Here is a 25,457-nt window from a genome sequence, read left to right on the forward strand (position 1 = left end):
TCATTTTGTTGCAGGATCGAGTAATTGCAGGCCCTTGAAATAAGGGCGGTAAAAACCACGGTCACGGGTAAGTATACGGTCAGCCTGATGCAGCGCGTGCGCGCCAATCAAGAAGTCGGCCAGTACGCGGCTGCGCTTACCGCCTCGCGCCCTATAGCGCCGCCACGCGGCGGCGGCCCGCTCAGCGCTTTGCTGATTCAGCGTAGTATAGGCTACGCCCAGGGTTTCCATGGCCATGTGGAAAGCGGCCTGATCGCTGAACGCAGCAGACGTTTCCGCCCACACCACCTCACACGCCACTAATGTCCCCTCGCCCAGACAACGGCGCAGTAGTGCGGCGGATTGGGTGCAAAAACGAGGATCGTTACGGAATACATCCAGCAGGACATTCGTGTCCACCGCGGTAATCACGCCTTCCCCCGCACCTCTTCCAGAAAGGCGTCGGTGGTCTTATCCATTCTGAGACAGCCGATTACCTGGCTCACCACGTCTGTATCTTTGGCCTTCACCGCCACCAGCTTGCCTGCTTCCACGGTGAAATCCAGTTGCGCGCCTGGGCGCAAGCCCAGCCTGTCGCGCAGGAGTTTAGGGATGGTTACTTGGCCGCGTTCTGCGATTTTGGCTTTCATGTTATGAAATACTAAATCATATTACATACCTTTTCAATATGATTTTCCGGCGGAAACCTTCTGCGTGCGGCGCAGGCGTGATAACAGTCTTCTCACCATGTCTCCAAACAGCTCGGTTTGGGTGGGGTGCGGGTGTATCGCGTGCGCCACCTGTTCCAGCGTCATGTCGCCGGCGACCATCATCACCGCTTCGCCGATTAAAGTGTCGGCGTGGTCGGCGAGGAAGTGCACGCCGATGATGCGACGCGTTTTCTTGTCGGCGACCAGTTTAATCAGGCCCAGCGTCTCGTTGGTGATCATGGCCTTGGCATCGATGCTCATGGGCACTTTGACTTCGACGGCGTCTATGTTCCTGGTCTTGGCCTGCTCTACCGACAGGCCTACGAATGCGGCCTGCGGGCGGGTGAAGATGACGCCGCAGTCCTTGTCCTGGTTGTACCGGGCGTCTGCGCCGATGATGTTCGCTGCGACGACGCGCCCCTGCGTGGCGGCGGTGTGCGCGAGCATGTAGCCGCCGATCACGTCGCCCGCCGCGAAGATGTGCGGCACACTGGTGCGGCAGCGCGCATCGGCTTTAATCACACCCTTCTCGACCGCGACAGCGGCCTTATCCAGTTTAAGCGGCTCCAGTACCGGGCGCTTGCCGGTCGCCATGAGCACATAGTCGCAGCTCAGCGTGTGCGTTTTATTTTCCGCATCGGCGAAACTGAGCTTCATCGCGCCGGGCTTTCCTTTGATGTCCTGCACCTTGGCGGAGACGTGCACGGTAAGGTGCGGGTCTTTATTCAAAATGTCGGCGAGATTTTTGGCGATCTCCTGCTCGACTTCGGCGAGCAGGCGCGGCTGGCCTTCGAGCAGCGTGACCTCGCTGCCGAAGTCCTGGAAAATCTGCGCCATCTCGACGCCGATGGCGCCGCCGCCGACGATGGCGAGTTTTTTCGGCGCTTGTTTGAGCGTCCACACCGTGTCGGAGGTCAGCACACCGCCGTTTTTCAGGCCTTCCTGTGCACCGGGAATCGGCGGCACAAACGGCGGCGCACCGGCGGCAATCACCGCACAGCCGAAGGTGATGTGCTCGCCCTTGGAGCCGTCGCCTTGCGGCGCACGCGGGTGCGGATCGCTACCGTTGGCGGAGGTGTCCACAAATAAACGATGGTCGGTTTCGAAACTGGCGAAACCCTGGATGAGTTTGATCTTGACGCCGGTGTCGGTCTTTTTCGCCATCTCGCCGCGCGTCTCCAGCACCTTGCGCCGCGTCTTTTCCAGCAGTGCGAAATTCAGCTTGCCCCCGGTGGTGCCTTCGACACCGAGATGCGCGTCGTGCGTGCGGTCGCGCAGGCGGTCCGCCGCCGCGCGCCACGCCTTCGACGGAATGCAGCCGCGCCACAGGCATTCGCCGCCCGGCAGCGGCGCGTCGTTCACCATCGCTACCTTGATGCCGTGTTCGGCAAGTTCGCGTGCGCAGTCTTCGCCGCCCGGCCCACCGCCGATGACGACGACGTCGTAATCCCATTTGCCTTCGGGTATTGCAGGACCGAGCGTTCCCATCCAGCTCTCCGGTTGTTCGATATAACCTTTCAAGGTATTGAGAAACAGCGCCACCTCCGCACCGTTCACCACGCGATGATCGGCGGTCACGGTGAGCGGCATGCCCTGTTCCTGTGTCGTGGCGATGGCGAGGATGGCCGCCGTGCCGGGGGTGGGGATGGCGTCGAAATAACTCACGCCGAGCATGCCCATGTTGGAAATCATGAAGGTCGGATTGGCGTACTCTTCCGGCTTCAGGCGGCGCACGCGTGCGCGCTCGACCAGGTCTTTCCAGGAGGTATTTAATTCATCGAGACCACGCGACTCGCAGTGCCTGAGCACCGGCACCACGAGGCCGCCGCTGTCCGCCGAGACCGCGATGCCGATATCCACATCGTCGCGCTCGACCAGTTTGTCCACCGGCTGATAGGCCCAGTTGACGGTCGGATGTTTTTTGATCGCCTCGGCGCAGGCCTTGGCGATGAGCACGGTGAGCGACACGCCTTTGCGCTTCGCCGCCTTGATGAGATTTTCCGGCTTGGCATGCAGCGTGACATGGAACGTCGGCATGGTGAGCGCCGCCGTCATGGAGTGAGTCACCGCACGTTCCATCGCGGTCATGGCGCGGCCATGCCCCGGTACCTGAACTTCCGGCATCACGTGCGCGGGGATTTGCGGCGCGACCTCGCTCGGACGCTCCAGCGGCTGCGCGCGGCGCACGTCCTGCGCGGTGATCACGCCGTCCGGGCCGCTGCCCTTGAGCGTGTTCAGATTTACGTGCAACTCCGCGGCGAGCTTGCGCGCCTGCGGGGTCGCCTGTTTGTTGTCGGGGCGCGCGACGGGTTCGCTCGGCTCGGCGCCCATGAGCGGCGCCTTGTGTCCCGGCGCGGGATGCGCGGCGGCGAGGCGATGCCGCTCCTCCTGTTCCGACGGGCTGGTGACATTGTCCACCGCGCCCTTGCCCATCACGGCGAGAGCGGTGTGCACCACGTCTTCTGATTTATCCACGAGATAGGCAAGCGCGCCGCCCACCGCCACCACGCTGTCCACCGGCGCGATGGGGCCGGACAGGAAGCCGGCGCGGAATACTTCCACGTCCATGATGGCCTTGTCGGTCTCGACCTGCGCGACGACATCGCCACGCTCGATTTTGTCACCTACCTTTTTAGTCCAGCCGACCACGACACCTTCAGTCATGGTGTCGGAGAGTTGCGGCATCTTGATAACATGGGTCGGTCGCTCCCGGCTTCCTGCCTCCCGCGACACTAGCACATCCATGTGCGTCGCCGCTTGCGGCGCTGGGGTTGCAGCAGGCTGAGCAACAGCCTGCGCTGGCGCCGCTGTTTCGGTGAGCTTGGACGTTTGCTTTACCTCTACTCGCGTTGCGGCGGCTGGAGCCGGAGCAGCCCCCTCCGCCTGCACCTCGGCGGCGCTCGCCACGAGATAGCCTATCGGCGCACCCACTGGCACAACGCTGTTCAGCGCCGCGCGCGGACCGGACAGAAAACCATCGCGGAACACTTCGACATCCATGATGGCCTTGTCGGTTTCCACCGTCGCCACCACGTCGCCGCGCGAAACTTGATCACCGATATTTTTTTCCCAGCTCACCACGACACCTTCGGTCATGGTGTCGGAGAGTTGCGGCATTTTTATGGGGTGGGGTTCGGACATAGGCGCCAGTTGAGGGTTTTTAGTTTAATTATTCAATCAAGTGTCCCAAAACAAAATCCCCCTCGCTGGTGACGGGAGGGGGATTTCAATTTTTACGGGCACCTCTAAAAATGCGTCTTTTGCTCCATATACTGCGTTGCAGCTTGTCTCCGCTGCTCACATACTGACGTGTATGCTGCGCTGCTCGACGGCGCTGCGCCTTGTCTTGTAGCAAAATCCATCATTTTTAGAGGTGCCCTTACCTTACACCTTGCCGAACAATTTAAGCACGGCGTTCACCACATCCTGCGCGTTGGGAATCGCAGCCTTTTCCAGTGTGTGGTTGTAGGGTATCGGCACACTGACGGCGGACACACGCACCGGCGCGGCGTCCAGCTCGAAGAAGCACTCCTCGTTGATGATGGCCATGACCTCAGCACCCACGCCCACCGCCGGTTCCGCCTCTTCCACGATCACCGCCTTGTGCGTTTTGGAAACGGATGCCTTGATACCCGCGCGATCGAGCGGTGAGAGCGCGTAGAGGTCAATGATCTCTGCATCGATGCCGTGCTGTCTGGATAAAATCTCGGCGGCCTTTAAGCACCAGTGCACGGAGATGTTATAGCACAACAGCGTGACATCGCGTCCGGCGCGCGCAACCTCGGAGCCTTCCAGCGGATGGAAGTATTCGCCCTCCGGCACCTCGCCCTTCATGTTGTACATGAGTTCGTGTTCGTTGATGAACACCGGGTCGTTGCAGCGCAGCGCGGATTTGAGCAGGCCGTAGGCCTGTCTTGGGTTCGATGGCGTCACCACGCGTAGGCCCGCAATACCCATAAACACCTTTTCCATGCGCGCCGAGTGCTGCGCGCCCAACTGATGCGCGGTGCCGCCCGGCGAGCGGATGACCACCGGCGCGGTGAGTTGCCCGCCCGACATGTAACGCACCTTGGCGGCGGAGTTGGCAATCTGGTCGAGCGCGAGCCAGGCGAAATTCACCGACATGATCTCGATGATGGGGCGCACACCGGCAAACGACGCGCCGATGCCCAGACCCGTATAACCGTTTTCCGAAATCGGCGTGTCCATCACGCGCTCGGCGCCGAATTTGTCGTACAGCCCGTTCGTAGCTTTATAGGTGCCGCCCACCACGCCGATGTCCTCGCCCATCGCGATCACGAGCGGGTCGCGCGTCATCTCTTCATCATGCGCGCGGCGAATCGCCTCCCAGTACATGATTTCCTTCGTGCCGCCCTTGGGCGCAGGTTTGCCCTTCACCCACGGATCGTTTTCCGCGAGCACATATTTTTCCAGTTCGGCAGCCTTCGGCTCCGGCGACTCTTCGGCGAATTTGATGATGTCGTCTTCGATGTGCTTGATGATCTCGTCATCTAGCGCCTGATAGTCTTTTTCGCTGTACTGTTTGGCCGAGATCAACCGGTCGCGTAGCATGATGATCGGATCGCGCTTGCTCCATTCGCGCTCTTCATCTTTCATGCGATAGGCATTGGAATCGGACATGGAGTGTCCGCGATAGCGGTAGGTCATCAGCTCCAGAAAATACGGGCCATTGCCGCCGCGCACATGGTCCACGGCGATTTTTGCCGCGGCATACACGGTTTCAATGTCCTGCCCGTCGGCCTGCGCCGCGGGAATGTCATACGCCGCCACGCGCCTGTATTGATCGAGCACCGACGTGGAGCGCTCGATGCGCGTGCCGATGCCGTACAGATTATTTTCGCACACGAACAGCACCGGCAGATTCCACAGCTTCGCCATGTTGAGCGTCTCATGGAAGGTGCCTTGATTGTTCGCGGCGTCGCCCAAAAAGCAAATCGCGATCTCGTCGCCGCCCTTGAGCTTGATCGCCTTCGCCATGCCCGCCGCGAGCGGGAACGGGCCGCCCACCAGGGCGTAGCCGCCCATGAAGCGGTGCGCCACATCGAAGATGTGCATCGAGCCGCCGCGCCCTTTGCACACGCCGGTCTCCTTGCCGTACAGCTCCGCCATTACCGCCTTGGGGTCGCTGCCGCACTTGATCGCGTGCACGTGATCGCGGTAACCGGTAATGACATAGTCATGCCCGGGGCGCGCCGCCTCCAGCACACCATGGGCGCAGGCCTCTTGCCCCGGATAGAGATGCAAAAACCCGCTGATCCTGCGCTCGACATACGCCTCGTAGCAGCGCTCTTCGAAACGGCGCGCAAACAGCATCTCGCGCAGCAGACGCTTCTTGTCAGCCACACTTAAAACGTGCACTGCGTGAGCCTCATCCAGCGGTTTTGTGATATACATAGGTAGGATCGTCCTCAAAGCTTAACCGCGATATGATCAGGGTTTTGGCCACCAAGGTCAAGGAAAACCGCCCTCACGCAACCGTAAGAGCAAGCCGTTCATGCAAAATAAAATCAAGCTAAAACAACACACTAAGCCCTTAACCTCCCGTGAGGCCGACGGCCTCTCTCAGCTTATTATCGTCATTCCCAAGGCACAGGTTAAGGGCGGATGGCCGGAATTTCCGTACGCCGGCACACTCAAAAAACGCCTCTCCAAAGCCGACACGGAGGGTCTCGCCAGCACACCCTATGTGACCGACCTGCCCAATCCGGTGGGCACTCATGTGGCGCTGGGGGCGGTGAACGAGGAAATGACCAGCTTCGAATTGCTCACCCTCGCCCGAAAATTAGCAGGCAGCGCACTGGCTCGCCATCCTGGCCGTGTCACGCTTTGCCTCGCCGGGCTTAACGACACTCTCGGCGCCCGAGTAAGCGAGGCCCTGGTAACCGCCCTGCTGGCGGGCGCGTATTCGCTCCCGCACTTCAAGACCAAGAAGGACAAGCGCACGGAGCTTGCTACGATTGAGCTGTACGGACTAGCCGCGATGCCGGATTTCCGCCGCAGCTACGCCGAAGCCGAAGGGAACAATCTTGCGCGTCACTTGACCTCCCTCCCACCCAACGAACTCACGCCGGCTACGTATCGCCGGCGCGTAACGGAGCTGGCGCGCCACCACGGCTGGCGCATGCGTTTCCTCGATATTGCCGCCCTTAAACGCCTGAAAGCGGGCACCTTTCTCGCCGTCGCACAAGGCAGCCCCAAGCCCGATGCGGGCATCGTGCATTTGCGTTACGAACCCGCTCGCGGCAGCCGCAACCCTGCTGTGGCGCTGGTCGGCAAAGGCGTCTGCTTCGACACCGGCGGCACCAACCTCAAACCCGCCAAGCATATGTACGGCATGCACGAAGACATGGAAGGCAGCGCGGTAGCGCTTGGCACGTTACTCGCGCTCACCGAGCTTAAGGTGAACTTTCCCGTGGACTGCTGGCTCGCGCTCGTGCAAAACCACATCGGCCCCAACGCCTACAAACAAAACGACGTAGTGCGCGCCAGCAACGGCACGACCATAGAAGTAATCCACACCGATGCCGAAGGCAGAATGATATTAGCCGACACCCTGGCCTTGGCCAGCAAGAAAAAACCCGGTTTCATGATTGATTACGCCACCCTCACCGGCGCCTGCGTGTACGCATTGGGAACGGCGTACAGCGGCGCGTTCACCAATCGCCCCAACCTGATCCCCACACTGATCGAAACCGGCCGCACCAGCGGCGAGCGCGTCTGGCCGTTCCCTATGGACGAAGACTACGACACGCAACTCGAAAGCAAAGTCGCCGACATCAAACAGTGCAGCACGGAAGGCGAAGCCGATCACATTTTAGCTGCACGGTTTTTGAACCGCTTCGTAGACAAAACCATCCCCTGGCTGCACGTAGACTTGGCAAGCGGCAATCACAAAGGCGGCCTGGCCCACATCCCCACCGACATCACCGGCTTCGGCGTGCGCTACACGCTCAATTTATTACTGGATCAAAACGTGTTGACTCACGCGCGCGGCAAGTCAAAATGATCGAAAAGCGCAAGGGTTAGTTTATGCAGGCCGGCTCAAGCCGAAGGCGGAGCCGACAAACTCAACTGAGCCTCTTCTCCCGCTTGCGGGAGAAGGTGGCCCAAAGGCCGGAAGAGGGAGAACGCAACCCTTACGCCGCCCGATGCAGCGCACGGATCGCCGCTTCGGGATCAGCCGCCACAATCTTAAGCAGCGCCCGCGCCGCCCCCGTGGGGCGTGACCGTTTCTGTTCCCAGTTTTGCAGCGTGCGCAGACTCACGCCGATGAGACGCGCAAATTGCGCCTGAGAAAGCTGCGTGGCTTCCCGCAAGGCTTTCACCTCCGGCTCAATGGCCTCGGTTATCCGGCCCTTGCGCGTCTCGCCGCGGCGATGCTTGCCCATCCAGCGCACGCTCTCTAATAATGCCTCAAATGCCTTATCCTCCATCTCGCACCTCCTGCTTCATCACGGCCGCTAACCGCTTGACTTGGTCCGGCGTCAAATCACTCTGCACATTCTTGAGATACGCAAACAACAAGTAAATCCGCTCCTGATCCACCCAGTAATAATAAATCACCCGCGCGCCGCCACGCTTGCCGCGCCCGCCCAACCCCCAACGAAGTTTTCGCAAACCCTGCGCGCCGGGGATTACGTTCCCAGCCTGTGGGCGCTCCACTAACAACGCCTGCAAGGCCGCCAGCGCCTCGTCAGAGACATGCTCGTCTACAAACCGGCTAAAAGCGGGAGACTCAACAAAGAGCATGCCTTCATTATACGCAATTCGCGTACCTGCGCAAGCGCGGGCCACTCATAAAGACGACCTCGCCCACATCCCCGCCGACCTCACCGGTGTCTGGATACGCTACACGCCCAATTTGTACTGGAAACAAACGTATTGACTCACCCACGCGGCAAGTCATAATGGTTACATATGAAGAAGGCTAAACACGACGAGCTTCGCTCCGAGTGCAGCCGAGAGGACCTTGGAAAAGGTGTTCGAGGCAAGTATCTAAAGGCCTATCGCGCAGGCGCAGACCTCGTATTGCTCAAGCCGGAGGATGAAGGTACTGGGACTCGCTTGGTGATTTAGCGGCCTGGTCAGTAAGAGTGCGCTGATCCAGCGGGCATATTGCCCTCAACTTGAGCATAAAGCAGCCGATATAATGGTAATCTCCAAACCTCACCTACTTTGCGCAGCCTATTCATGAAAAAATTCAGGTTACAAATTATCACGCTGGCGCTGCTCTGGATTGGGCTAATCGGAACCGCGCTCCCGGCGAGCTTTCACGATGGTGTAGCGGCGTATGAACGGGGTGATCTTGCCAAGGCTTTACAAGCCTGGCGGTCGGCTGCCGACCAAGGGGATGCCTTGGCGCAATATAATCTCGGTGGGCTCTATGCCAATGGCAGAGGGGTCCCCAAGGATTTGACCGAGGCCGCCAAGTGGTATCGCAAAGCGGCTGAGCAGGGGAACCCGCTCGCTCAATATTATTTGGCCACGCTTTACGAAAAGGGTGAGGGCGTGAATCTGGATCGAGCCGAGGCGGCGAAGTGGTACCGCAAGGCCGCGGCCCACGACGTACCGCAGGCTCAAGAGGCCCTGGATCGTTTGGCGAGAGGTAAACACCCGCCGCTATATCTTCAACCACGCCCGCCACTCTCCGAACAGTTGCTCGTCAAGGGCAGCAACCACTGAACGGGGCTGTCCCGAGGCACAGGCAACCGCTTCACCTTGCAACGTCCGCGCATGACCTCCAGCCTCGGCGAGTATCAGACTTCCCGCCGCATAGTCCCACTGCTTCTGGCCACCGTGCAGATAGACATCAAACCGGCCCGCCGCCAGCCAGCACCATTCCAGGACAACGCAGCCAAAATTACGTTGCGAAAGATACGGCGGTTGCTGCGCCAATCTGGCGGAGAGCGGGGCGGTTAGGCGCTTGAAATCCACCACCGCTACGCTGCGGTTGAGCGGGGTATGTCGGGACTTGATCGTGAGGGGTGCTTCATTGAGCCACGCTCCCTGCCCCCTTCTCGCCGTGAAACATTCATCGCGTAGCGGATCGTAGACCACTCCCAGCACCGGTACGCCGTCTTCCAGCAGCGCCAGGGAGACGGCAAAGAAGGGAATCCCCGAGGCAAAATTGGTGGTGCCGTCCAGAGGGTCGAGACACCACAAGCCCGCCGCATTCTGACCGCGCAAGCGTTCCTGCTCTTCTATCGGCATTTCCTCTCCGAGCAGGGGATATTGCGGCCAGCGCTCGGCCAAGCCGCGCTGTAGGCATTGCTGTAAACCGATGTCGGCTTCTGTCACGACACTGCCGTCGTGCTTGATGTCGCGCGCGATGTTGCGAAAGCGCGGCAACAGCTCTTGCCTCGCACCTTCGATGACAATCCCACAGACTTCCTTCAAATCGGGCAGCATGGTCAGTGCAGATGCCCGCTCGCGCCCAACTCGCGTCCCGGCCAGTTCAGGTGCAGGATTTGCAGATGATCGCCCAGCATCACAATATAACCCGTGTGGCGCTGCACGCCGTTATCGCTGAACTCGAACTGATAGGTTCTGTTGACCCTGAGTTGGCCGCGGCCATCCCGGCGCAGACCAATGTGCGACGCACTCACGGTGTCGTCGAGGAACTGCAGCCCTTCACGCTGACAAGCCTGCCGACTGAGTTTAATCGCGTTTTCACGCACCCGCAAACTGGCTATAAAAAACCATCCGCCGAGAACCAGCAGCACCAAGAATCCTATCAGTTCCAACATCGCGCCCTAATAATGCACTACAATATAACCAAAATATCCGGACTCACAATGAAGCAGCTCACCCTGATTCGGCCCGACGACTGGCATCTGCACCTGCGCGACGGCGCGATCATGCAGGTCGTCTTGCCGCATACCGCGCGCCAGTTCGCACGCGCCATCGTGATGCCCAATCTCAAACCCCCAGTGACCACCACCGCACAGGCTTTCGCCTATCGTGAGCGCATCCTGGCGGCCTTGCCCAAGGGCAGCCGCTTTGAGCCGCTCATGACGCTCTATCTTACAGACAATACCCCACCCGGAGAAATCGCCACCGCCAAGGCGAGTGGCCGGGTGTTTGCGGTGAAATATTATCCCGCGGGAGCGACTACGAACTCGGATTCCGGCGTCACCGATCTGCGCAAGGCCCATGCGACCCTGGTAGCGATGGAACAGCATGACCTGCCACTGCTGGTGCACGGCGAGGTAACAGACCCAAGCGTAGACATTTTCGATCGTGAGCGGGTTTTTATCGAACACGAACTTATCCCCCTGGTCAAAAAATTCCCCAGGCTGCGCGTGGTATTCGAGCACGTAACCACCGCCGAGGCCGTGGATTTTGTTACTTCCGCGCCCGCTAACATTGCCGCGACCATCACCGCCCACCATCTATTACTCAATCGTAACGCAATGTTCAGCGGCGGCATCCGTCCCCATCACTATTGCCTACCGGTGCTCAAACGCGAACGGCATCGGCTCGCACTGATACAGGCTGCCACCGGTGGCAATCCGAAGTTTTTTCTCGGTACCGACAGCGCCCCGCACCCGAAAAGCGCCAAGGAATTGGCCTGCGGTTGCGCCGGGATATACACCGCCCATGCGGCACTGGAGCTGTATGCCGAGTCGTTCGAACAGGCCGGAGCGCTTGATAAATTGGAAGGTTTCGCAAGTTTCTTCGGCGCGGACTTTTACCGCCTGCCGCGCAATGCCGAACACATCACACTTACCAAGGAAACGTGGCGAGTTCCCTCCGAGTACCCCTTGGGCACGGAGTCGCTGGTCCCGTTACGCGCCAGTGAAGAAGTGAAATGGAAGTTGCTGGGTAATTAGAAATGATCTTGAGGAAACCGGCGCAGATGAACTGCGCGCGGCGTGCTGCTGAAAAGACAGGGGGCGATACGCCCCCCCTGTTTAATTCTTGGTGGCGGCCTTGGTCTCGGCCAGCATCTTTTGCAGCTCGCCGCTCTGATAAAGCTCCAAGGTAATATCGCAGCCGCCGATCAATTCACCGTTGATGTAAATCTGCGGGAAGGTCGGCCAGTTTGCGTAGCGCGGCAGGTTCTGAAAAATCTCCGGGTCTTCCAACACATTCACGTAGGCGAACTCCGCACCCGCCGCCTTGAGAGCCTGGGAGGCGCGCGATGAAAACCCGCATTGCGGCATCTGCGGCGTACCCTTCATGAAGATAATCACCGGGTTGCTTTCAACTTGCTGTTTAATTCGCTCTAGAACATCCATATAGGCACCTTTAAAGAAGTAACACAACTCCGGCTATTGTAACAAAGTCGCATAAGCCCTACAAACCCCTTCATATTTTGAAAAATCGCTCGCGGTAATATTGCATCTCACGAATCGAGTCGCGCACGTCATCCAGGGCGAGATGGGTGGGGTTCTTGACAAAACCGTCGGCCAAGGCGGGCGCCCAGCGGCGAGCGAGTTCCTTGACGGTGCTCACATCCAGATTACGATAATGAAAATATTTTTCCAGTTCCGGCATGCAGCGGGCCAAAAAGCGCCGATCCTGGCAGATGCTGTTGCCGCACATCGGTGATTTGTTGCGCGGCACGTATTTCTGAATAAACTCCAGGGTGCGCTGCTGGGCCTCTACCTCATCCGCCAAACTGACGCGCACGCGCGCGACCAAACCCGATTTGCCATGCTGTTGAGTATTCCAGTTATCCATCTTGTCCAGGATTTCATCCTTCTGATAGATGGCGATAACCGGCCCTTCCTCCAGGATATTGAGCTGGCTGTCCGTGATAATGGTGGCGATTTCAATGATTTGATCGGCATTGGTATCGAGCCCGGTCATCTCCAGGTCTATCCAGATTAAATTGTTGGGGTCTTGTGCCATACTTAGGTCTCGTGCCGTCGTTTGTGGTCTCGTTCGGCATTGTAACAGAGGCCAAGCTTTTATATATTGTGTAAGGAAGGACCAGCACCATGAATCTCTTCAGCGTATTATTCTTGATTGTGTTATCGGCCGGGATGGCGGTGCAACTCTGGCTGGCCCGACGGCAGATCGCTTACGTTTCCCGTCATCGCGATCGGGTGCCCGCGAGCTTCGCCGCCCAGATTCTCCTCACCGACCATCAAAAGGCCGCGGATTACACCCTGGCCAAGACCCGCTTCGGACAGATGGAGATCGTCGTCGGAGCCCTCTGGCTGCTGGTCTGGACCCTGGGTGGTGGACTTGACCTGTTAGACCAGATGTGGCGCAGCCTGGAGATCAATCCCTTGCTCACCGGCGTAGGCTTCATGATCAGCACCTTCGCACTGATGGCCTTGTTGGACCTCCCCTTCTCCCTCTATCGCACCTTCGTGATTGAGCAGCGATTTGGTTTTAACCGCACCACCCCAAAGCTATTCACCGCCGACCTCGTCAAACAGACCCTGCTCATGCTGCTGCTGGGCGTGCCCTTCGCCGCCGTCGTGCTTTGGCTGATGGAAGCGTCCGGAAACTTGTGGTGGCTGTATGTCTGGCTGGTATGGATGGGCTTTGCGCTGTTCATGATGTGGGCCTATCCGGCCTTCATCGCGCCCCTGTTCAACAACTTCAAAGAGCTTCAAGACGGCGGCCTGGTGGAACGCATCCAGTCATTGCTTAAACGCTGCGGCTTTACCAGTAAGGGCGTGTTTGTCATGGACGGCTCGCGCCGTTCCGGCCACGGCAACGCCTATTTCACCGGTCTTGGCACGCATAAACGCATCGTCTTTTTCGACACGCTGATGGACACCCTTGAGCCCACTGAGATCGAGGCGGTGCTGGCCCACGAGCTTGGCCACTTCAAGCGTAAACACGTGCAAAAGCGCATGGCCATCATGTTTGCGATGAGTCTCGCCGGACTCGCCCTGCTCGGCTGGCTCATCGAGCAGCCTTGGTTTTATGAAGGGCTCGGCATCACGCAACCCTCACGGCATACGGCGTTGATACTTTTCCTCCTCGCCATGCCCGTGTTTACCTTCTTTTTGTATCCGATCCTGGCCTATTTTTCGCGCAAAGATGAATTCGAGGCCGACGACTTCGCCGCCCAGCAGGCCGATCCGCGCGCGCTGATCGAGGCCCTGGTGAAACTGTACAAGGAAAACGCCAACACGCTGACGCCCGATCCGCTCTACTCGGCCTTTCACGATTCGCATCCGCCCGCCACGGCGCGGGTGGCTCACTTATTAACCAAGGTTCCGCATCCCGCCTGAGGAGGTTGTTATGAAAAGATATGGATTTAAGGCACTTTCTATCGCGGTTTTATTAGCACTCGCCCCGCTCGCCTATGCCGCCGACGCCAAAAACGGCCAGGCACTCTACGAGGCCAACTGCACCTCCTGCCACGTCAAACTCATGGGCGGCGACAAATACGCCATCCACACCCGCCCAAACAGCATCATCCATTCGCTGGACAGCCTTAAAAAGCGCGTCAAATTTTGCGAGAGCAGCAATGGGATGAACTGGAATGATACACAGATAGACAATGTGGTCACCTATCTCAATGAAGCGTTCTACAAATTCAAGTGAGGCAATGCCATGAGCGATTTAACGACTAAACACTGTAAGGTCTGTGAAGGCGGCACACCGCCGCTGACTCCGGCTCAGGCGCGCGACTTGCTAAGCCGGGTCACCGGCTGGTCGCTGAATGAAACCGGCGCCGAGATCAGCCGCACCTATCAATTCAAAAACTATTATCAGACCGTGGCCTTCGTCAATGCGCTGGCGTGGGTCGCGCACCAGGAAGACCATCACCCCGATCTGGAGGTGAGCTACAACAAGTGCAAGGTGCGCTACAGTACTCATGCCGTAAAAGGGTTGACGGAAAATGACTTCATTTGCGCTGCGAAGATTGATGCGCTACTGGCGAGAGCATAAATCTATTTAATTTTAGAATTTATTTGGAGGATTTAGCACCTATGGATAAGCATCTTACGATGGTGTACTGGAAAGGCGATCAATTCTGGCTGGGCAAGCTCGCCGAACACCCTGAAATCATGACCCAGGGGGAAACGATTGAGGAGTTGGAAGAAAACTTGAAGGATGCTTATTTATCTTTGGTCATGGAAGATGTGCCGGAGCATTATCAGACCAAAGATATCGCCCTGTGAAACGCAGCGAGCTGATTCGTCAGCTTTCACAAGCAGGGTGCGTGTTACTGCGCCATGGCGGGCGCCATGATATTTATTTCAATCCTGCCACAGGTCAGAAGCAACCAATACCACGTCATAATGAAATTGATGCGGTTTTAGCAAAGCATATCAAAAAATATTTGGGTTTGAAGCTCTAACAGGCTGTTGAAAAAGAGATTTTCAACAGCCTGCTAACCTGTTGTTCCAAGCAATTTTACATATTGGCGATCACCGCCTCGCTGAAGCCTGACGTGCTGACGCGCGTCGCGCCGGGCATGAGGCGGGCGAGATCCACAGTGACGCTCTTAGCAGAAATCGCACCGGATACACCCCTGATAATGAGATCAGCCGCCTCAGACCAACCCAAGTGGCGCAGCATCATCTCCGCGGAAAGAATAATCGAAGCGGGATTGAGTTCGTTTTTGCCGGCGTATTTCGGTGCGGTGCCGTGCGTGGCCTCGAACATGGCCACGGTATCGGATAAATTGGCGCCCGGGGCCATGCCAATGCCGCCTACCTGCGCGGCGAGCGCGTCGGAGATGTAGTCGCCATTCAAATTGAGCGTGGCGATGACGCTGAACTCCTCGGGGTGCAATAAAATCTCCTGCAAAAAGGCATCCGCAATCACGTCTTTGATAATAATTTCTTTACTGGTTTTTGGATTGTTCATCCGGCGCCACGGGCCTTTATCTATTTCCACCGCGCCGAATTCGCGCTTTGCCAATTCATAACCCCAGTTTCTGAATCCGCCCTCGGTGAATTTCATGATGTTGCCCTTGTGCACCAGGGTGATCGAATCGCGGTTGTTGTCTATGGCGTATTGAATTGCCTTGCGCACCAAGCGCTCGGTGCCTTCGCGCGACACGGGTTTGATGCCGATGCTGGAGGATTCGGGGAAACGTATCTTTTTTACGCCCATCTCGCGCTGCAAAAAATCAATCACCTTTTTGACTTCCGGCGTGCCCGCGGCCCACTCGATATCGGCGTAGATGTCTTCCGAATTTTCCCGGAAGATCACCATGTCGGTCTTTTCCGGATTTTTCAGGGGGCTGGGCGTGCCGGTGAAATAACGCACCGGGCGCAGGCAGACGTACAAGTCCAACTCCTGGCGCAGCGTGACATTGAGCGAGCGCATGCCGCCGCCGACCGGCGTGGTGAGCGGACCCTTAATCGAAACCGGAAACTCGCGTATGGCGTGCAGGGTTTCATCCGGCAACCAGGTATCGGCGCCATAGGCGGCAACCGCTTTTTCGCCGGCATAAATTTCCATCCAGGCGATGGATTTATCATTGCCATACGCCTTGACGATTGCGGCGTCCACCACACGCCGCATCACCGGCGTGATATCCACCCCTATGCCGTCGCCCTCGATAAAGGGGATGATCGGCCGGTTGGGCACGTTCAAGGAGTGATCGGGATTGACCGTGATCTGCTCGCCGTGGGCGGGAATGACGATTTTGCTGTAATTCACTGTGGTTCCATAGGCCCAATAAAGAGGGGGGATTGTACCATTCACCCATGCCGCATTGGCTGACCCAAAAATACTTGACTGAAACGCTCAGTTTAACTACAGTAATAACCTAGTAATTTACTCAGGAATAGCCCTACAAACCGCAAGGTAATTAGTAAGATGAGCGACACACTGCAAACCCTGGTCAGTCAACCCTACCGATACGGTTTCAAAACCGACATCGAGGCCGAGACTTTGCCCAAGGGCCTGAACGAAGATGTTATCCGGCTGATTTCAAAGAAGAAAAATGAGCCGGAGTGGATGCTAGAGTTTCGCCTTAATGCCTACCGCCATTGGCTCACCATGTCGGAGCCGGCCTGGGCCAATGTCCACTATCCCAAGATAGACTTCCAGGACATCAGCTACTACTCCGCGCCCAAGCCCAAGAAGAAGCTCGCGAGCCTCGACGAGGTGGACCCGGAGCTGTTGCGCACCTTTGAAAAGCTGGGCGTGCCGCTCCACGAGCAAAAAGCCCTGGCCGGTGTCGCCGTGGACGTCGTATTCGACAGTGTGTCGGTGGTGACCACCTATAAAGCCAAGCTCGCCGAGGCGGGGGTCATCTTCTGCTCCTTCTCCGAAGCCGTGCAGAATCACCCGGAACTGGTCAAGAAATACCTGGGCAGCGTCGTGCCGAGCGGCGACAATTACTATGCGGCGCTCAATTCGGCCGTGTTCACCGACGGCTCGTTCTGTTACATCCCCAAGAACACCCGATGCCCGATGGAGTTGAGCACTTACTTCCGCATCAACACGGAGCAGTCTGGCCAGTTTGAGCGCACCCTCATCATCGCCGAGGAAGGCAGCTACGTGAGTTACCTGGAAGGCTGCACGGCGCCCCAGTTCGACACCAATCAGTTGCATGCCGCAGTCGTTGAATTGATCGCATTCGACAACGCCGAGATCAAATACTCCACCGTGCAGAACTGGTACGCCGGCGACGAGAACGGCGTGGGAGGCATCTATAACTTCGTCACCAAGCGCGGTATGTGCAAGGGGGTAAACTCCAAGATCTCCTGGACCCAGGTCGAGACCGGCTCGGCCATCACCTGGAAGTATCCGAGCTGCATCCTGCAGGGCGACAACTCGATCGGCGAGTTTTATTCCGTCGCGCTCACCAATCACAAGCAACAGGCCGACACCGGCACCAAGATGGTTCATATCGGCAAGAACACGCGCAGCCGGATTGTGAGCAAGGGCATCTCGGCGGGCGAATCGTCCAACAGCTACCGCGGCCTGGTCAGGATCACGCCGAAGGCCGCCGGCGCGCGCAATTACTCGCAATGCGATTCGCTGCTGATCGGTTCGCGCTGCGGCGCCAACACCTTCCCCTACATTCAGGTGCAGAATTCCACGGCCCAGGTCGAACACGAGGCGAGCACCTCCAAGATCGGCGAGGATCAGTTGTTTTACTTCGCACAACGCGGCGTCGGCAGCGAAGAGGCGGTCTCGATGATCATCAATGGCTTCTGCCGTGATGTCTTCAACCAGTTGCCGATGGAGTTCGCCGTCGAGGCCACCAAATTGCTTGGACTGAAACTGGAAGGAAGTGTGGGATGATTATTCCGAATAGTAAAACATTGCTCGAAGTGCGTGACCTGTCGGCCTCGGTGGGTAGCGTCGAGATTCTGAAGGGCATCAACCTCACGATCTGCGCGGGAGAAATTCATGCGATTATGGGGCCCAATGGCTCAGGCAAGAGCACCCTCTCCAAAATCCTGGCGGGTCATCCGTCTTACACGGTAACCGGCGGCGAGGCGTTGTTCGAAGATAAAAATCTCCTCGCACTCGCACCGGAGGAACGCGCCCGCGCCGGTGTGTTTCTGGCCTTTCAGTATCCGGTCGAAATCCCCGGCGTGAGCAACAGCGCCTTCTTGCGCCTGGCCTATAACACCGTTCAGGCGCAGCGCGGCGGTGACGAACTCGATCCGCTCGAGTTCGATGACTTTGTGCGCGAGAAAATAAAGCTGGTCGAAATGGACGCCGGCTTCCTGGATCGTGGCGTCAATGAAGGCTTTTCGGGCGGCGAGAAGAAGCGCAACGAGATCCTGCAAATGGCGCTGCTGGAACCGAAGCTGGCGATACTGGATGAGACTGACTCGGGGCTCGATATTGATGCGTTACGGATCGTCGCCAACGGCATCAATCAGCTCGCGACACCGGACAATGCCATTTTATTAGTGACCCATTATCAACGCCTGCTCAATTACATCACCCCCGATTTTGTCCACGTCATGGAGGGCGGCAGGCTGGTCAAGACCGGCGGCAAGGAGTTGGCGCTGGAGCTGGAACGACTCGGCTATGACTGGGTGCGCGACGAACATGAAGCCGCCAGGGCGATGGTATGAATGCAAACACGGTGCTGGCCCGGGGGTCTGATCTCGGCAGCCTGCTGAGAGCCACGCCCGATAGTACTCCACAAGGACCGGGCTGGCTGAACCGGCTGCGGAGCGAGGCGGCCGCGCGCGCGGCCCAACTCGGACTTCCGACCAAGCGCGACGAAGAGTGGCGTTACACCGACCTTGCACCGATGCTGAACCATTCATTCGAATCGGCCACATCGTCGCCCCTCTTGGCACTGGCCGATATCGAACATTTTATCATTCCCGAAGCGGCCACAAGCCGTCTGGTGTTCGTGGATGGCGTGTTCGCACCTGCATTCTCTTCGTTGGACTATCTGCCCGCGGGTTTGCGTGTGACTCGTCTTGCTGAGGCATGGTCCAGCCACGAGATGATCGTCCATGCCCACCTCGCGCGTCATGTAAATTTTCAGCACGACGTATTTGCCGCGCTCAACACCCGCTCTTTCAGCGACGGCGCCTTGATTCTCATCGGCAAAGACCAGCGCTGCCCCGTGCCGGTTCACTTGCTGTTTGTGACCACTGCCCATGATTCTCCTGTGGTCATCTCTCCGCGTTGTTTGGTAATTGCAGAACCGGGCAGCGAATGTACCCTGATTGAGGACTCTGTGAGCCTCGGCGATAGTGTCTACTTCAACAATATGGTCACCGAAATCGTCGTCGCGGAGAATGCCCAAGTCACCCATATCAAACTGCAACGCGAAGCGAGCAGTGCGTTTCACATCGCCCATAGCGGTGTGACCCTGGCGCGTGACGGGCGTTACCATTCCAACACGGTGATGCTGGGCGCGCGTCTGTCGCGTTTCAATCTTAGCGTCACCCAGACCGGCGAAGGCGCGGAGTGCACGCTGGAGGGTCTGACCCTGATCACCGGTCAGCAGCTTGCCGACACCCATAGCACCCTCGTACATACCCAGCCTCACGGGACGAGCCGGCAACTGCACAAGTGCATCGTGGACGGCGCGGCCCATGCAGTGTTTAACGGCAAGATCGTTGTACAGCAGAACGCGCAGTTGACCGACGCCGCGCAGTCGAGCCGCAACCTGCTGTTGTCCGCCAGGGCCAGGGTGGATACCAAGCCGCAACTCGAAATCTTCGCCGATGACGTCAAGTGCGCGCATGGGGCGACCGTGGGGCAACTCGATACCGAAGAAGTGTTTTACTTGAAGAGCCGGGGTCTGGATGAACTCGCTGCGCGCAATCTCTTGACCTATGCCTTCGCCGCAGAGGTCATCGCCAAGATCGCCGTGCCTTCCGTAGTGGAACGGTTACAGCGTAGCGTACTCGAACAGACTCAGGATACGTCATGAGCACTCAACCTCTTCACGTCGCACAACGCACCGATCTGGATGTGGACCGGATCCGTGAGGACTTTCCCATCCTGCAGCGCCGCTTCCACGACAAGCCGCTGGTCTATTTGGATAATGCGGCGAGCAGTCAGATGCCGAAGCCTGTGATTGATCGGCTGGTGCGCTATCAGACCCAGGAGCACGCCAATGTGCATCGCGCCGTGCACCACTTGAGCGAGATCGCGACGGCGGGCTATGAGGGCGCGCGCCGCAAGGTCAGGCAATTTCTCAATGCGGGAGACGAGCGCGAAATTATCTTTACTCGCGGCACCACCGAATCCATCAATCTCGTCATGCACGGCTATGGACGCCCCTTCATCGGCGCCGGTGACGAGATCATCCTATCCGCTATGGAGCATCACTCCAACATCGTGCCGTGGCAGATGCTATGTCAGGAAAAAGGCGCGAAGCTGCGCGTCATTCCCATGAATGACAACGGTGAGCTGTTGCTCGATGACTACAAAAAATTGTTCAACGAGCGCACCAAGTTCGTTGCCCTCGCCCACGTCTCGAACGCCCTGGGGACCATCAATCCGGTGCGCGAGATGATTTCAATCGCGCACCATCACGGCGTGCCCGTGCTGCTGGACGGGGCTCAGGCCGCGCCGCATTTGACCGTTGACGTCCAGGCGCTCGACTGCGATTTTTACGCCTTTTCAGGGCACAAGATGTACGGCCCGACGGGCATCGGTATCCTCTATGGCAAGGCGGCCTTGCTGGAAAAGATGCAGCCTTATCAAGGCGGCGGTGACATGATTCTGAGCGTCACCTTCGAGCGCACGACGTACAACACCATCCCCTATAAATTCGAGGCCGGTACACCGCCTATTGCGGCGGCCATCGGCCTGGGTGCGGCCATTGATTATGTCGCTGCGATCGGCCTCGACCGCATCGCTGCGTATGAGGAGGAATTATTAAACTATGCGACAGCGCAACTCAGCGCCCTATCAGGCGTGCGCCTCATCGGCACTGCGCACCACAAGGCGGCCGTGCTGTCGTTTGAAATTGACGGTATCCACCCCCATGATATCGGGACGATACTCAACGAAGACGGCATCGCCATCCGCGCCGGTCATCACTGTGCGCAACCCGTCATGCAGCGCTTCGGTGTACCGGCCACGGCGCGCGCCTCGTTTGCGTTTTACAACTCCTTCGAGGAGGTGGATGCGCTGGTCGCTGGCATCAAGAACGTGCAACGGATGTTTAGCTGATGGACACCAAACAGCTCTACCAGGAAGTGATCCTGGATCACAACAAAAAGCCGCGTAACTATGGTGCGCTGGAGAATGCCAATCGCCGCGCGGAAGGACACAATCCGCTGTGTGGCGATCACATTATCCTGTCGGTGCGTGTCGAGGATGAGCGCATCGAAAATCTCGCCTTTCAGGGCGAGGGTTGCGCGATCTGCAAGGCCTCGGCCTCGATGATGACCGCCTACGTAAAAGGCAAGACGCTGCAGGAGGCGGACCAGATGGTGCAGGAGTTTCGCGAGATGGCCACCGGTAAACTCAATGTCGCCCATCAGCCTCATCACCTGGGCAGGCTCACCGTGTTCGCGGGCGTGCGCGACCTGCCGGCGCGTGTGAAGTGCGCGATTCTGCCCTGGCACACACTGCATGCCGCATTCAGTAATGAACATGTGGCCTCGACCGAAGGGGCGGATGAACCTATGAAGGCTATCGTCGGAAACGTATAGTCATGCCGAAAATTGCAGAGATTGAAAGTACCCCGAATCCCAACGCGATCAAGTTCGTGTTGAAGGAACCGCTCACCTTTGGCGTGAAGCGTTCCTATGACAGCGCCGCCGCCGCGGCAAACGATCCTTTGGCGGCGACCCTGTTCGGCTTCCCGCACGTCACCAACGTGTTTTACGTGGACCACTGGGTTACGGTCACCCAGGACGGCGCGGCCTCGTGGCCGGAATTGTTGAAGCAACTCGCCGTGCCCATCCGTGCGGCGCAGCCGGCCAGCGCTCAGACGGCCGAGTTTCAGAGCGCTCCACCGTCCATCATCGAAGATCCTCGTCTCGCCGCAATCAGCGCGCTGATTGATGAGCACATCCGGCCCTATCTGATGAGCGACGGCGGCGATCTGCAACTCCTGGAGCTGGACGGCAATCTGCTCAAGGTGCGCTATCACGGCGCCTGCGGAACCTGCCCCAGCTCACTGGCCGGCACCCTGTCCGCGATTGAAAATTTGGTGCACTCGATTGAGCCGGATATCGAGGTAGTCGCTGAATAAGCAAGGTTGAGCCGAAAAACAACAAAAGCTGGCACTAATCTTGTAGTCGTTATTGACACCCCTGATCTTTCAGGCATGAGGACACAGATATGAAATTTTTTATAGACACGGCGCATATCGAGGACATCCGCAAGGCCGCCGAACTCGGCATGGCCGACGGCGTCACCACCAATCCCTCACTGATGGCCAAGGAAAGCGGCATCAGCTTTCACGAACAGATCAAACTCATCTGCGACCTCGTCAAAGGCCCGGTGAGCGCCGAAGTCACGGCCCTTGACTACGCGGGGATGCTCAAGCAAGGCCAGGAATTGGCCAAGATCGCGCCGAATATCACGGTCAAGGTGCCGCTCACACCCGAGGGCCTGCGCGCCTGCCGCGCCCTGTCCGATGCCGGCACGATGGTCAATGTCACGCTTTGTTTCTCCGCCGCCCAGGCGATCCTCGCCGCCAAGGCGGGCGCGACTTTTGTCTCGCCGTTTGTCGGCCGCATTGATGACGTCGGCGAACACGGGATGGAATTGATCGCCGAGATCGTGGACATTTATAACAACTACGACTGGAAGACGCAGGTATTGGTCGCTTCCATCCGCCACCCCACGCACGTGATCGAAGCGGCGCGCATCGGGGCGCATGTCGCCACGATGCCATTCAAGGTGCTGGAGCAGATGTACAAGCACCCGCTTACCGCCAATGGCCTCGATCAGTTCCTCGCAGACTGGAAAAAGAGCGGGCTCTAAAACTTTTAATCCGCTACGCGCAGCACAATTTTCCCGCGCGCGTGGCGACTCTGGCTCAGGATGTGCGCCCGGCGGACTTCGCTCAAGGGCAGCACGATCTCAACCACCGGCTTGACGTGACCTGTGTCTATCAACTCGGCAATCTGCCCAAGCTGCGCGGCGTTGGGTTGCACGAATACGTAAGCCGAGCGTAACCCTCGGGCGGCTGCATCATCCGGCACGGTAAGCGCGAGGATGGAGACCAGAATGCCGCCTTTCTTCAGCACCTGCCAGGAGCGCTGCTGCACCTCTTCGCCGACGGTGTCGAATACTACGTCGAGATCCTGCACCTCATCTTCAAAGCGTGTCTGGGTGTAATCAATCACCTGATCCGCGCCGAGGCTACGCACCAAATCGGCATTTCGGGCGCTGGCGGTGGCGATCACCCGCGCGCCCTTCCAGTGCGCGAATTGCACCGCGTAACTCCCTACCCCGCCCGCACCGGCATGTATCAAGATGCTTTGTCCGGCGGCCAATTTCGCCGCATCGAACAAGGCCTGCCAGGCAGTGAGGCCGGCGAGCGGCACGGCGGCGGCGTGGATGAAGTCGAGTGATTTGGGTTTCAGCGCCACCTCGCTGGCGCGCACCGCGATGTATTCCGCATAGCCGCCGTCGCGCGCAATGTCCGGGCGTGCATACAGCGCATCACCTATTTTGAATAGCGTAACGCCGGGGCCAAGCACCTCGATGACACCCGCTACATCCCAACCGAGAACCAGCGGCAGACGGTGTTCAACACGTCCTCGCAACCGGCCCTCGCGTATCTTCCAGTCCACGGGGTTGATTCCCGCCGCGTGCACGCGGATCAGCACCTCACCGGCAGCCGGCACAGGGACAGGCGCGTCTTCCAGGCGCAGCACTTCCGGACCGCCATACTCATGGATGCGCACCGCCTTCATGGTCGCCATATCATTTCCTTATGTTAGATCGAACAACAACACTTCCGCTTGCCTGGCATCACTCAAACGTACCTCGTGTTCATCCTCAAGCATCACACCATCACCCGCATTTACTTTTTTACCATTGACGCTGAGCGCTCCGCGGGCAACCTGTACATAAGCACTGCGGCCGGGGGCAAGCATGTGGGTCAACTCATCGCCCCCATCGAGCAGACTGGCGTAGACAAAACCGTCATGCTCTATTCGCACCGAGCCGTCGCGCCCGTCGGGTGAAGCGATGAGACGCAATCGATGCTGCTTCTCGCCCGGCGCAAAGTATTTTTGTTCATAGCTCGGGGCCACGCCGGTTTTGTCGGGAATGATCCAAATCTGCAGCAGATGCACAAATTCGCTTTCGGAGGCATTGGACTCGCTGTGCGTGACGCCCATGCCCGCGCTCATGCGCTGCACGTCGCCCGGGCGGATTACCGAGCCGTTGCCCATGCTGTCCTTGTGCTGCAGCGCGCCTTCCAGGACATAAGTGATGATTTCCATGTCGCGGTGGCCGTGCGTGGGGAAGCCTCCACCGGGCGCGACACGGTCTTCGTTGATGACGCGCAGACTCGCAAAACCCATGTGGCCGGGGTCATAGTAATCGGCGAAGGAAAAGCTGTGATAGGTGTCGAGCCAGCCATGATGGGCGTGACCGCGCTCGGCGGCCTTGCGTAACGAGATCATAGATCGCTTCCTCTCAAAATCTGTGTATGGTTCATGTTACGCCCCCTGTCAATGGGGTTGGCTGCGAACCGTTTTCCCCGGCAAAGCGGGTTAAGGGTGCCTCTAAAAATTCGATCAAGACGCGAGGGCAAGGCGGAAATGCGCGAAAAAGCGGTCGCTCCTGCGCATCCCTGCGCCCGCGACATTGGTGCATCCCTGCACGGCACAGTGTACACGTCGTACATGAGCATTTTGAGCGCATTTCCAACGCACAGGGACGTGCTAGTGTCGCGGGAGGCAGGACGCCGGGAGCGACCAACGCGGCCATCGTGGCTTTAGCGGATTTTTAGAGGTGCCCTTAAAACGTCCCCCCATCCCAGCCCCACATCGAGCCGCTCGCACTGGCGAACTCGATATAGACACGATCCTTAGGAATACCCAGCTCCTTTTCCAGAAGGTCGCTAAGCGTCTTGGAGAGTTCCTTGGTCTTGGCCTGCGGTAAGCCGACGCTTTTAAGCTCCAGATAGGCAAGTGGTGCATCCGTCCCGGCGAAGAACATCGGCGTGGACGGCGCCATGGCCACCATCACGTAAGATTCGGGCTTACCCAGGTGTAAGGCGACGGTATAGGAGGCCTTTTTAAGCAGGTCCTGGACGGCCCTGGGCTGCATGGGGATATTGGTCTGCACTTTTAAATAAGGCATGAGGGTTCCTCGAATAATGTTTGCTCAATATGAAGCCATAATTACGCATTTTCTACTGTTATTACTTGACCTTATCGGTTATTCTAAGTAGTTTTCCGT

At 58.3% G+C, this 25,457-nt stretch carries 30 protein-coding genes and 1 pseudogene; 16 read left to right on the top strand and 15 right to left on the bottom strand.

The window, feature by feature from the left end; all coding sequences use genetic code 11:
• The 5 genes and pseudogenes from HY028_10550 to pdhA all read right to left on the bottom strand — a co-directional run bounded on the left by HY028_10550 (position 1) and on the right by pdhA (position 6,104).
• Entirely contained in the window at positions 1-411 is a 411-nt protein-coding gene (locus tag HY028_10550) for a type II toxin-antitoxin system VapC family toxin (GenBank protein ID MBI3345274.1), read from the bottom strand.
• Complete coding sequence (locus HY028_10555) at positions 408-629, bottom strand: AbrB/MazE/SpoVT family DNA-binding domain-containing protein (GenBank protein ID MBI3345275.1); 222 nt, start codon at positions 627-629, stop codon at positions 408-410. The genes HY028_10550 and HY028_10555 overlap by 4 nt, the downstream gene beginning before the upstream one ends.
• 33 nt (positions 630-662) lie before the next feature.
• Positions 663-3,830 carry an FAD-dependent oxidoreductase gene (locus HY028_10560; GenBank protein ID MBI3345276.1) on the bottom strand — a complete coding sequence of 1,056 codons (3,168 nt, stop codon included), beginning with the start codon at positions 3,828-3,830 and terminating at the stop codon, positions 663-665.
• Positions 3,831-4,073: 243 nt separating this feature from the next.
• Positions 4,074-5,045, bottom strand: coding sequence for an alpha-ketoacid dehydrogenase subunit beta (locus HY028_10565; GenBank protein ID MBI3345277.1), 972 nt, complete (start codon positions 5,043-5,045; stop codon positions 4,074-4,076).
• A gap of 24 nt (positions 5,046-5,069) precedes the next feature.
• Positions 5,070-6,104: pseudogene (pdhA, locus tag HY028_10570) on the bottom strand (pyruvate dehydrogenase (acetyl-transferring) E1 component subunit alpha).
• A gap of 100 nt (positions 6,105-6,204) precedes the next feature.
• On the opposite strand from pdhA, the gene HY028_10575 reads away from it, so the two are divergent.
• Complete coding sequence (locus HY028_10575; protein ID MBI3345278.1) at positions 6,205-7,716, top strand: leucyl aminopeptidase family protein; 1,512 nt, start codon at positions 6,205-6,207, stop codon at positions 7,714-7,716.
• A gap of 130 nt (positions 7,717-7,846) precedes the next feature.
• Here HY028_10575 and HY028_10580 read toward each other — a convergent pair whose 3' ends face one another.
• Positions 7,847-8,143 (bottom strand): helix-turn-helix domain-containing protein, encoded by a 297-nt coding sequence (locus HY028_10580; GenBank protein ID MBI3345279.1) that lies wholly within the window; start codon positions 8,141-8,143, stop codon positions 7,847-7,849.
• Positions 8,133-8,459, bottom strand: a complete 327-nt coding sequence (locus tag HY028_10585) for a type II toxin-antitoxin system RelE/ParE family toxin (GenBank protein ID MBI3345280.1) — start codon at positions 8,457-8,459, stop codon at positions 8,133-8,135. Before HY028_10585 ends, HY028_10580 begins: the two co-directional genes overlap by 11 nt.
• Between HY028_10585 and HY028_10590 the strand changes: the two genes are divergently transcribed.
• Both HY028_10590 and HY028_10595 read left to right on the top strand, forming a co-directional pair.
• Complete coding sequence (locus HY028_10590) at positions 8,458-8,595, top strand: hypothetical protein (protein MBI3345281.1); 138 nt, start codon at positions 8,458-8,460, stop codon at positions 8,593-8,595. The genes HY028_10585 and HY028_10590 overlap by 2 nt on opposite strands.
• 335 nt (positions 8,596-8,930) lie before the next feature.
• Complete coding sequence (locus HY028_10595; protein ID MBI3345282.1) at positions 8,931-9,392, top strand: sel1 repeat family protein; 462 nt, start codon at positions 8,931-8,933, stop codon at positions 9,390-9,392.
• On the opposite strand, the gene HY028_10600 is transcribed toward HY028_10595, so the two are convergent.
• Positions 9,330-10,118, bottom strand: coding sequence for an inositol monophosphatase (locus tag HY028_10600; protein ID MBI3345283.1), 789 nt, complete (start codon positions 10,116-10,118; stop codon positions 9,330-9,332). The two genes, HY028_10595 and HY028_10600, sit on opposite strands and share 63 nt — an antisense overlap.
• A gap of 2 nt (positions 10,119-10,120) precedes the next feature.
• Positions 10,121-10,456, bottom strand: a complete 336-nt coding sequence (locus tag HY028_10605; GenBank protein MBI3345284.1) for a DUF3301 domain-containing protein — start codon at positions 10,454-10,456, stop codon at positions 10,121-10,123.
• A 48-nt stretch (positions 10,457-10,504) separates the two neighbouring features.
• Here HY028_10605 and pyrC point away from each other — a divergent pair, with 48 nt between their 5' ends.
• Positions 10,505-11,542 carry a dihydroorotase gene (gene pyrC / locus HY028_10610; GenBank protein MBI3345285.1) on the top strand — a complete coding sequence of 346 codons (1,038 nt, stop codon included), beginning with the start codon at positions 10,505-10,507 and terminating at the stop codon, positions 11,540-11,542.
• 81 nt (positions 11,543-11,623) lie between these two features.
• On the opposite strand, the gene grxD is transcribed toward pyrC, so the two are convergent.
• Positions 11,624-11,950: a Grx4 family monothiol glutaredoxin gene (gene grxD / locus HY028_10615; protein ID MBI3345286.1), complete on the bottom strand. Its 327-nt coding sequence runs from the start codon at positions 11,948-11,950 to the stop codon at positions 11,624-11,626.
• Between the two features lie 70 nt (positions 11,951-12,020).
• Entirely contained in the window at positions 12,021-12,566 is a 546-nt protein-coding gene (gene orn, locus HY028_10620; protein ID MBI3345287.1) for an oligoribonuclease, read from the bottom strand.
• 89 nt (positions 12,567-12,655) lie between these two features.
• Here orn and HY028_10625 point away from each other — a divergent pair, with 89 nt between their 5' ends.
• The 5 genes from HY028_10625 to HY028_10645 are packed head-to-tail and all read left to right on the top strand — an operon-like array spanning position 12,656 to position 14,985.
• Positions 12,656-13,909: a M48 family metallopeptidase gene (locus HY028_10625; protein ID MBI3345288.1), complete on the top strand. Its 1,254-nt coding sequence runs from the start codon at positions 12,656-12,658 to the stop codon at positions 13,907-13,909.
• Positions 13,910-13,919: 10 nt separating this feature from the next.
• Entirely contained in the window at positions 13,920-14,225 is a 306-nt protein-coding gene (locus HY028_10630; protein ID MBI3345289.1) for a cytochrome c, read from the top strand.
• A gap of 9 nt (positions 14,226-14,234) precedes the next feature.
• Complete coding sequence (locus HY028_10635) at positions 14,235-14,573, top strand: 4a-hydroxytetrahydrobiopterin dehydratase (GenBank protein MBI3345290.1); 339 nt, start codon at positions 14,235-14,237, stop codon at positions 14,571-14,573.
• 41 nt (positions 14,574-14,614) lie between these two features.
• Positions 14,615-14,806 (top strand): type II toxin-antitoxin system HicB family antitoxin, encoded by a 192-nt coding sequence (locus HY028_10640; GenBank protein MBI3345291.1) that lies wholly within the window; start codon positions 14,615-14,617, stop codon positions 14,804-14,806.
• Positions 14,803-14,985, top strand: a complete 183-nt coding sequence (locus HY028_10645; protein ID MBI3345292.1) for a type II toxin-antitoxin system HicA family toxin — start codon at positions 14,803-14,805, stop codon at positions 14,983-14,985. The genes HY028_10640 and HY028_10645 overlap by 4 nt, the downstream gene beginning before the upstream one ends.
• Positions 14,986-15,041: 56 nt before the next feature.
• Here HY028_10645 and icd read toward each other — a convergent pair whose 3' ends face one another.
• Complete coding sequence (gene icd / locus HY028_10650; GenBank protein ID MBI3345293.1) at positions 15,042-16,298, bottom strand: NADP-dependent isocitrate dehydrogenase; 1,257 nt, start codon at positions 16,296-16,298, stop codon at positions 15,042-15,044.
• A gap of 159 nt (positions 16,299-16,457) precedes the next feature.
• Between icd and sufB the strand changes: the two genes are divergently transcribed.
• The 7 genes from sufB (at position 16,458) to fsa (ending at position 23,021) form a co-directional block, all read left to right on the top strand.
• A complete protein-coding gene (gene sufB / locus HY028_10655; GenBank protein ID MBI3345294.1) occupies positions 16,458-17,894 on the top strand; it encodes a Fe-S cluster assembly protein SufB in 1,437 nt (478 codons plus the stop codon).
• Entirely contained in the window at positions 17,891-18,682 is a 792-nt protein-coding gene (sufC, locus tag HY028_10660; GenBank protein ID MBI3345295.1) for a Fe-S cluster assembly ATPase SufC, read from the top strand. Before sufB ends, sufC begins: the two co-directional genes overlap by 4 nt.
• The gene (gene sufD / locus HY028_10665) at positions 18,679-20,004 is read left to right on the top strand and encodes a Fe-S cluster assembly protein SufD (GenBank protein ID MBI3345296.1); all 1,326 of its coding nucleotides are present in this window, start codon (positions 18,679-18,681) and stop codon (positions 20,002-20,004) included. Before sufC ends, sufD begins: the two co-directional genes overlap by 4 nt.
• A 35-nt stretch (positions 20,005-20,039) precedes the next feature.
• Complete coding sequence (locus HY028_10670; protein ID MBI3345297.1) at positions 20,040-21,254, top strand: cysteine desulfurase; 1,215 nt, start codon at positions 20,040-20,042, stop codon at positions 21,252-21,254.
• Positions 21,254-21,739 (top strand): SUF system NifU family Fe-S cluster assembly protein, encoded by a 486-nt coding sequence (locus HY028_10675; GenBank protein ID MBI3345298.1) that lies wholly within the window; start codon positions 21,254-21,256, stop codon positions 21,737-21,739. The genes HY028_10670 and HY028_10675 overlap by 1 nt, the downstream gene beginning before the upstream one ends.
• 2 nt (positions 21,740-21,741) lie before the next feature.
• Positions 21,742-22,284: a NifU N-terminal domain-containing protein gene (locus HY028_10680; protein ID MBI3345299.1), complete on the top strand. Its 543-nt coding sequence runs from the start codon at positions 21,742-21,744 to the stop codon at positions 22,282-22,284.
• Positions 22,285-22,373: 89 nt separating this feature from the next.
• Positions 22,374-23,021, top strand: a complete 648-nt coding sequence (fsa, locus tag HY028_10685; GenBank protein ID MBI3345300.1) for a fructose-6-phosphate aldolase — start codon at positions 22,374-22,376, stop codon at positions 23,019-23,021.
• A gap of 5 nt (positions 23,022-23,026) precedes the next feature.
• On the opposite strand, the gene HY028_10690 is transcribed toward fsa, so the two are convergent.
• The 3 genes from HY028_10690 to HY028_10700 all read right to left on the bottom strand — a co-directional run bounded on the left by HY028_10690 (position 23,027) and on the right by HY028_10700 (position 25,358).
• Entirely contained in the window at positions 23,027-23,959 is a 933-nt protein-coding gene (locus tag HY028_10690; protein ID MBI3345301.1) for an NADP-dependent oxidoreductase, read from the bottom strand.
• Positions 23,960-23,977: 18 nt separating this feature from the next.
• Complete coding sequence (locus tag HY028_10695) at positions 23,978-24,676, bottom strand: pirin family protein (GenBank protein ID MBI3345302.1); 699 nt, start codon at positions 24,674-24,676, stop codon at positions 23,978-23,980.
• A 337-nt stretch (positions 24,677-25,013) separates the two neighbouring features.
• A complete protein-coding gene (locus tag HY028_10700) occupies positions 25,014-25,358 on the bottom strand; it encodes a hypothetical protein (GenBank protein ID MBI3345303.1) in 345 nt (114 codons plus the stop codon).
• Positions 25,359-25,457 lie beyond the last annotated feature (99 nt).

This window comes from Gammaproteobacteria bacterium, assembly GCA_016195665.1.
In the GTDB taxonomy this organism is placed as follows: Bacteria; Pseudomonadota; Gammaproteobacteria; order SURF-13; family SURF-13; genus JACPZD01.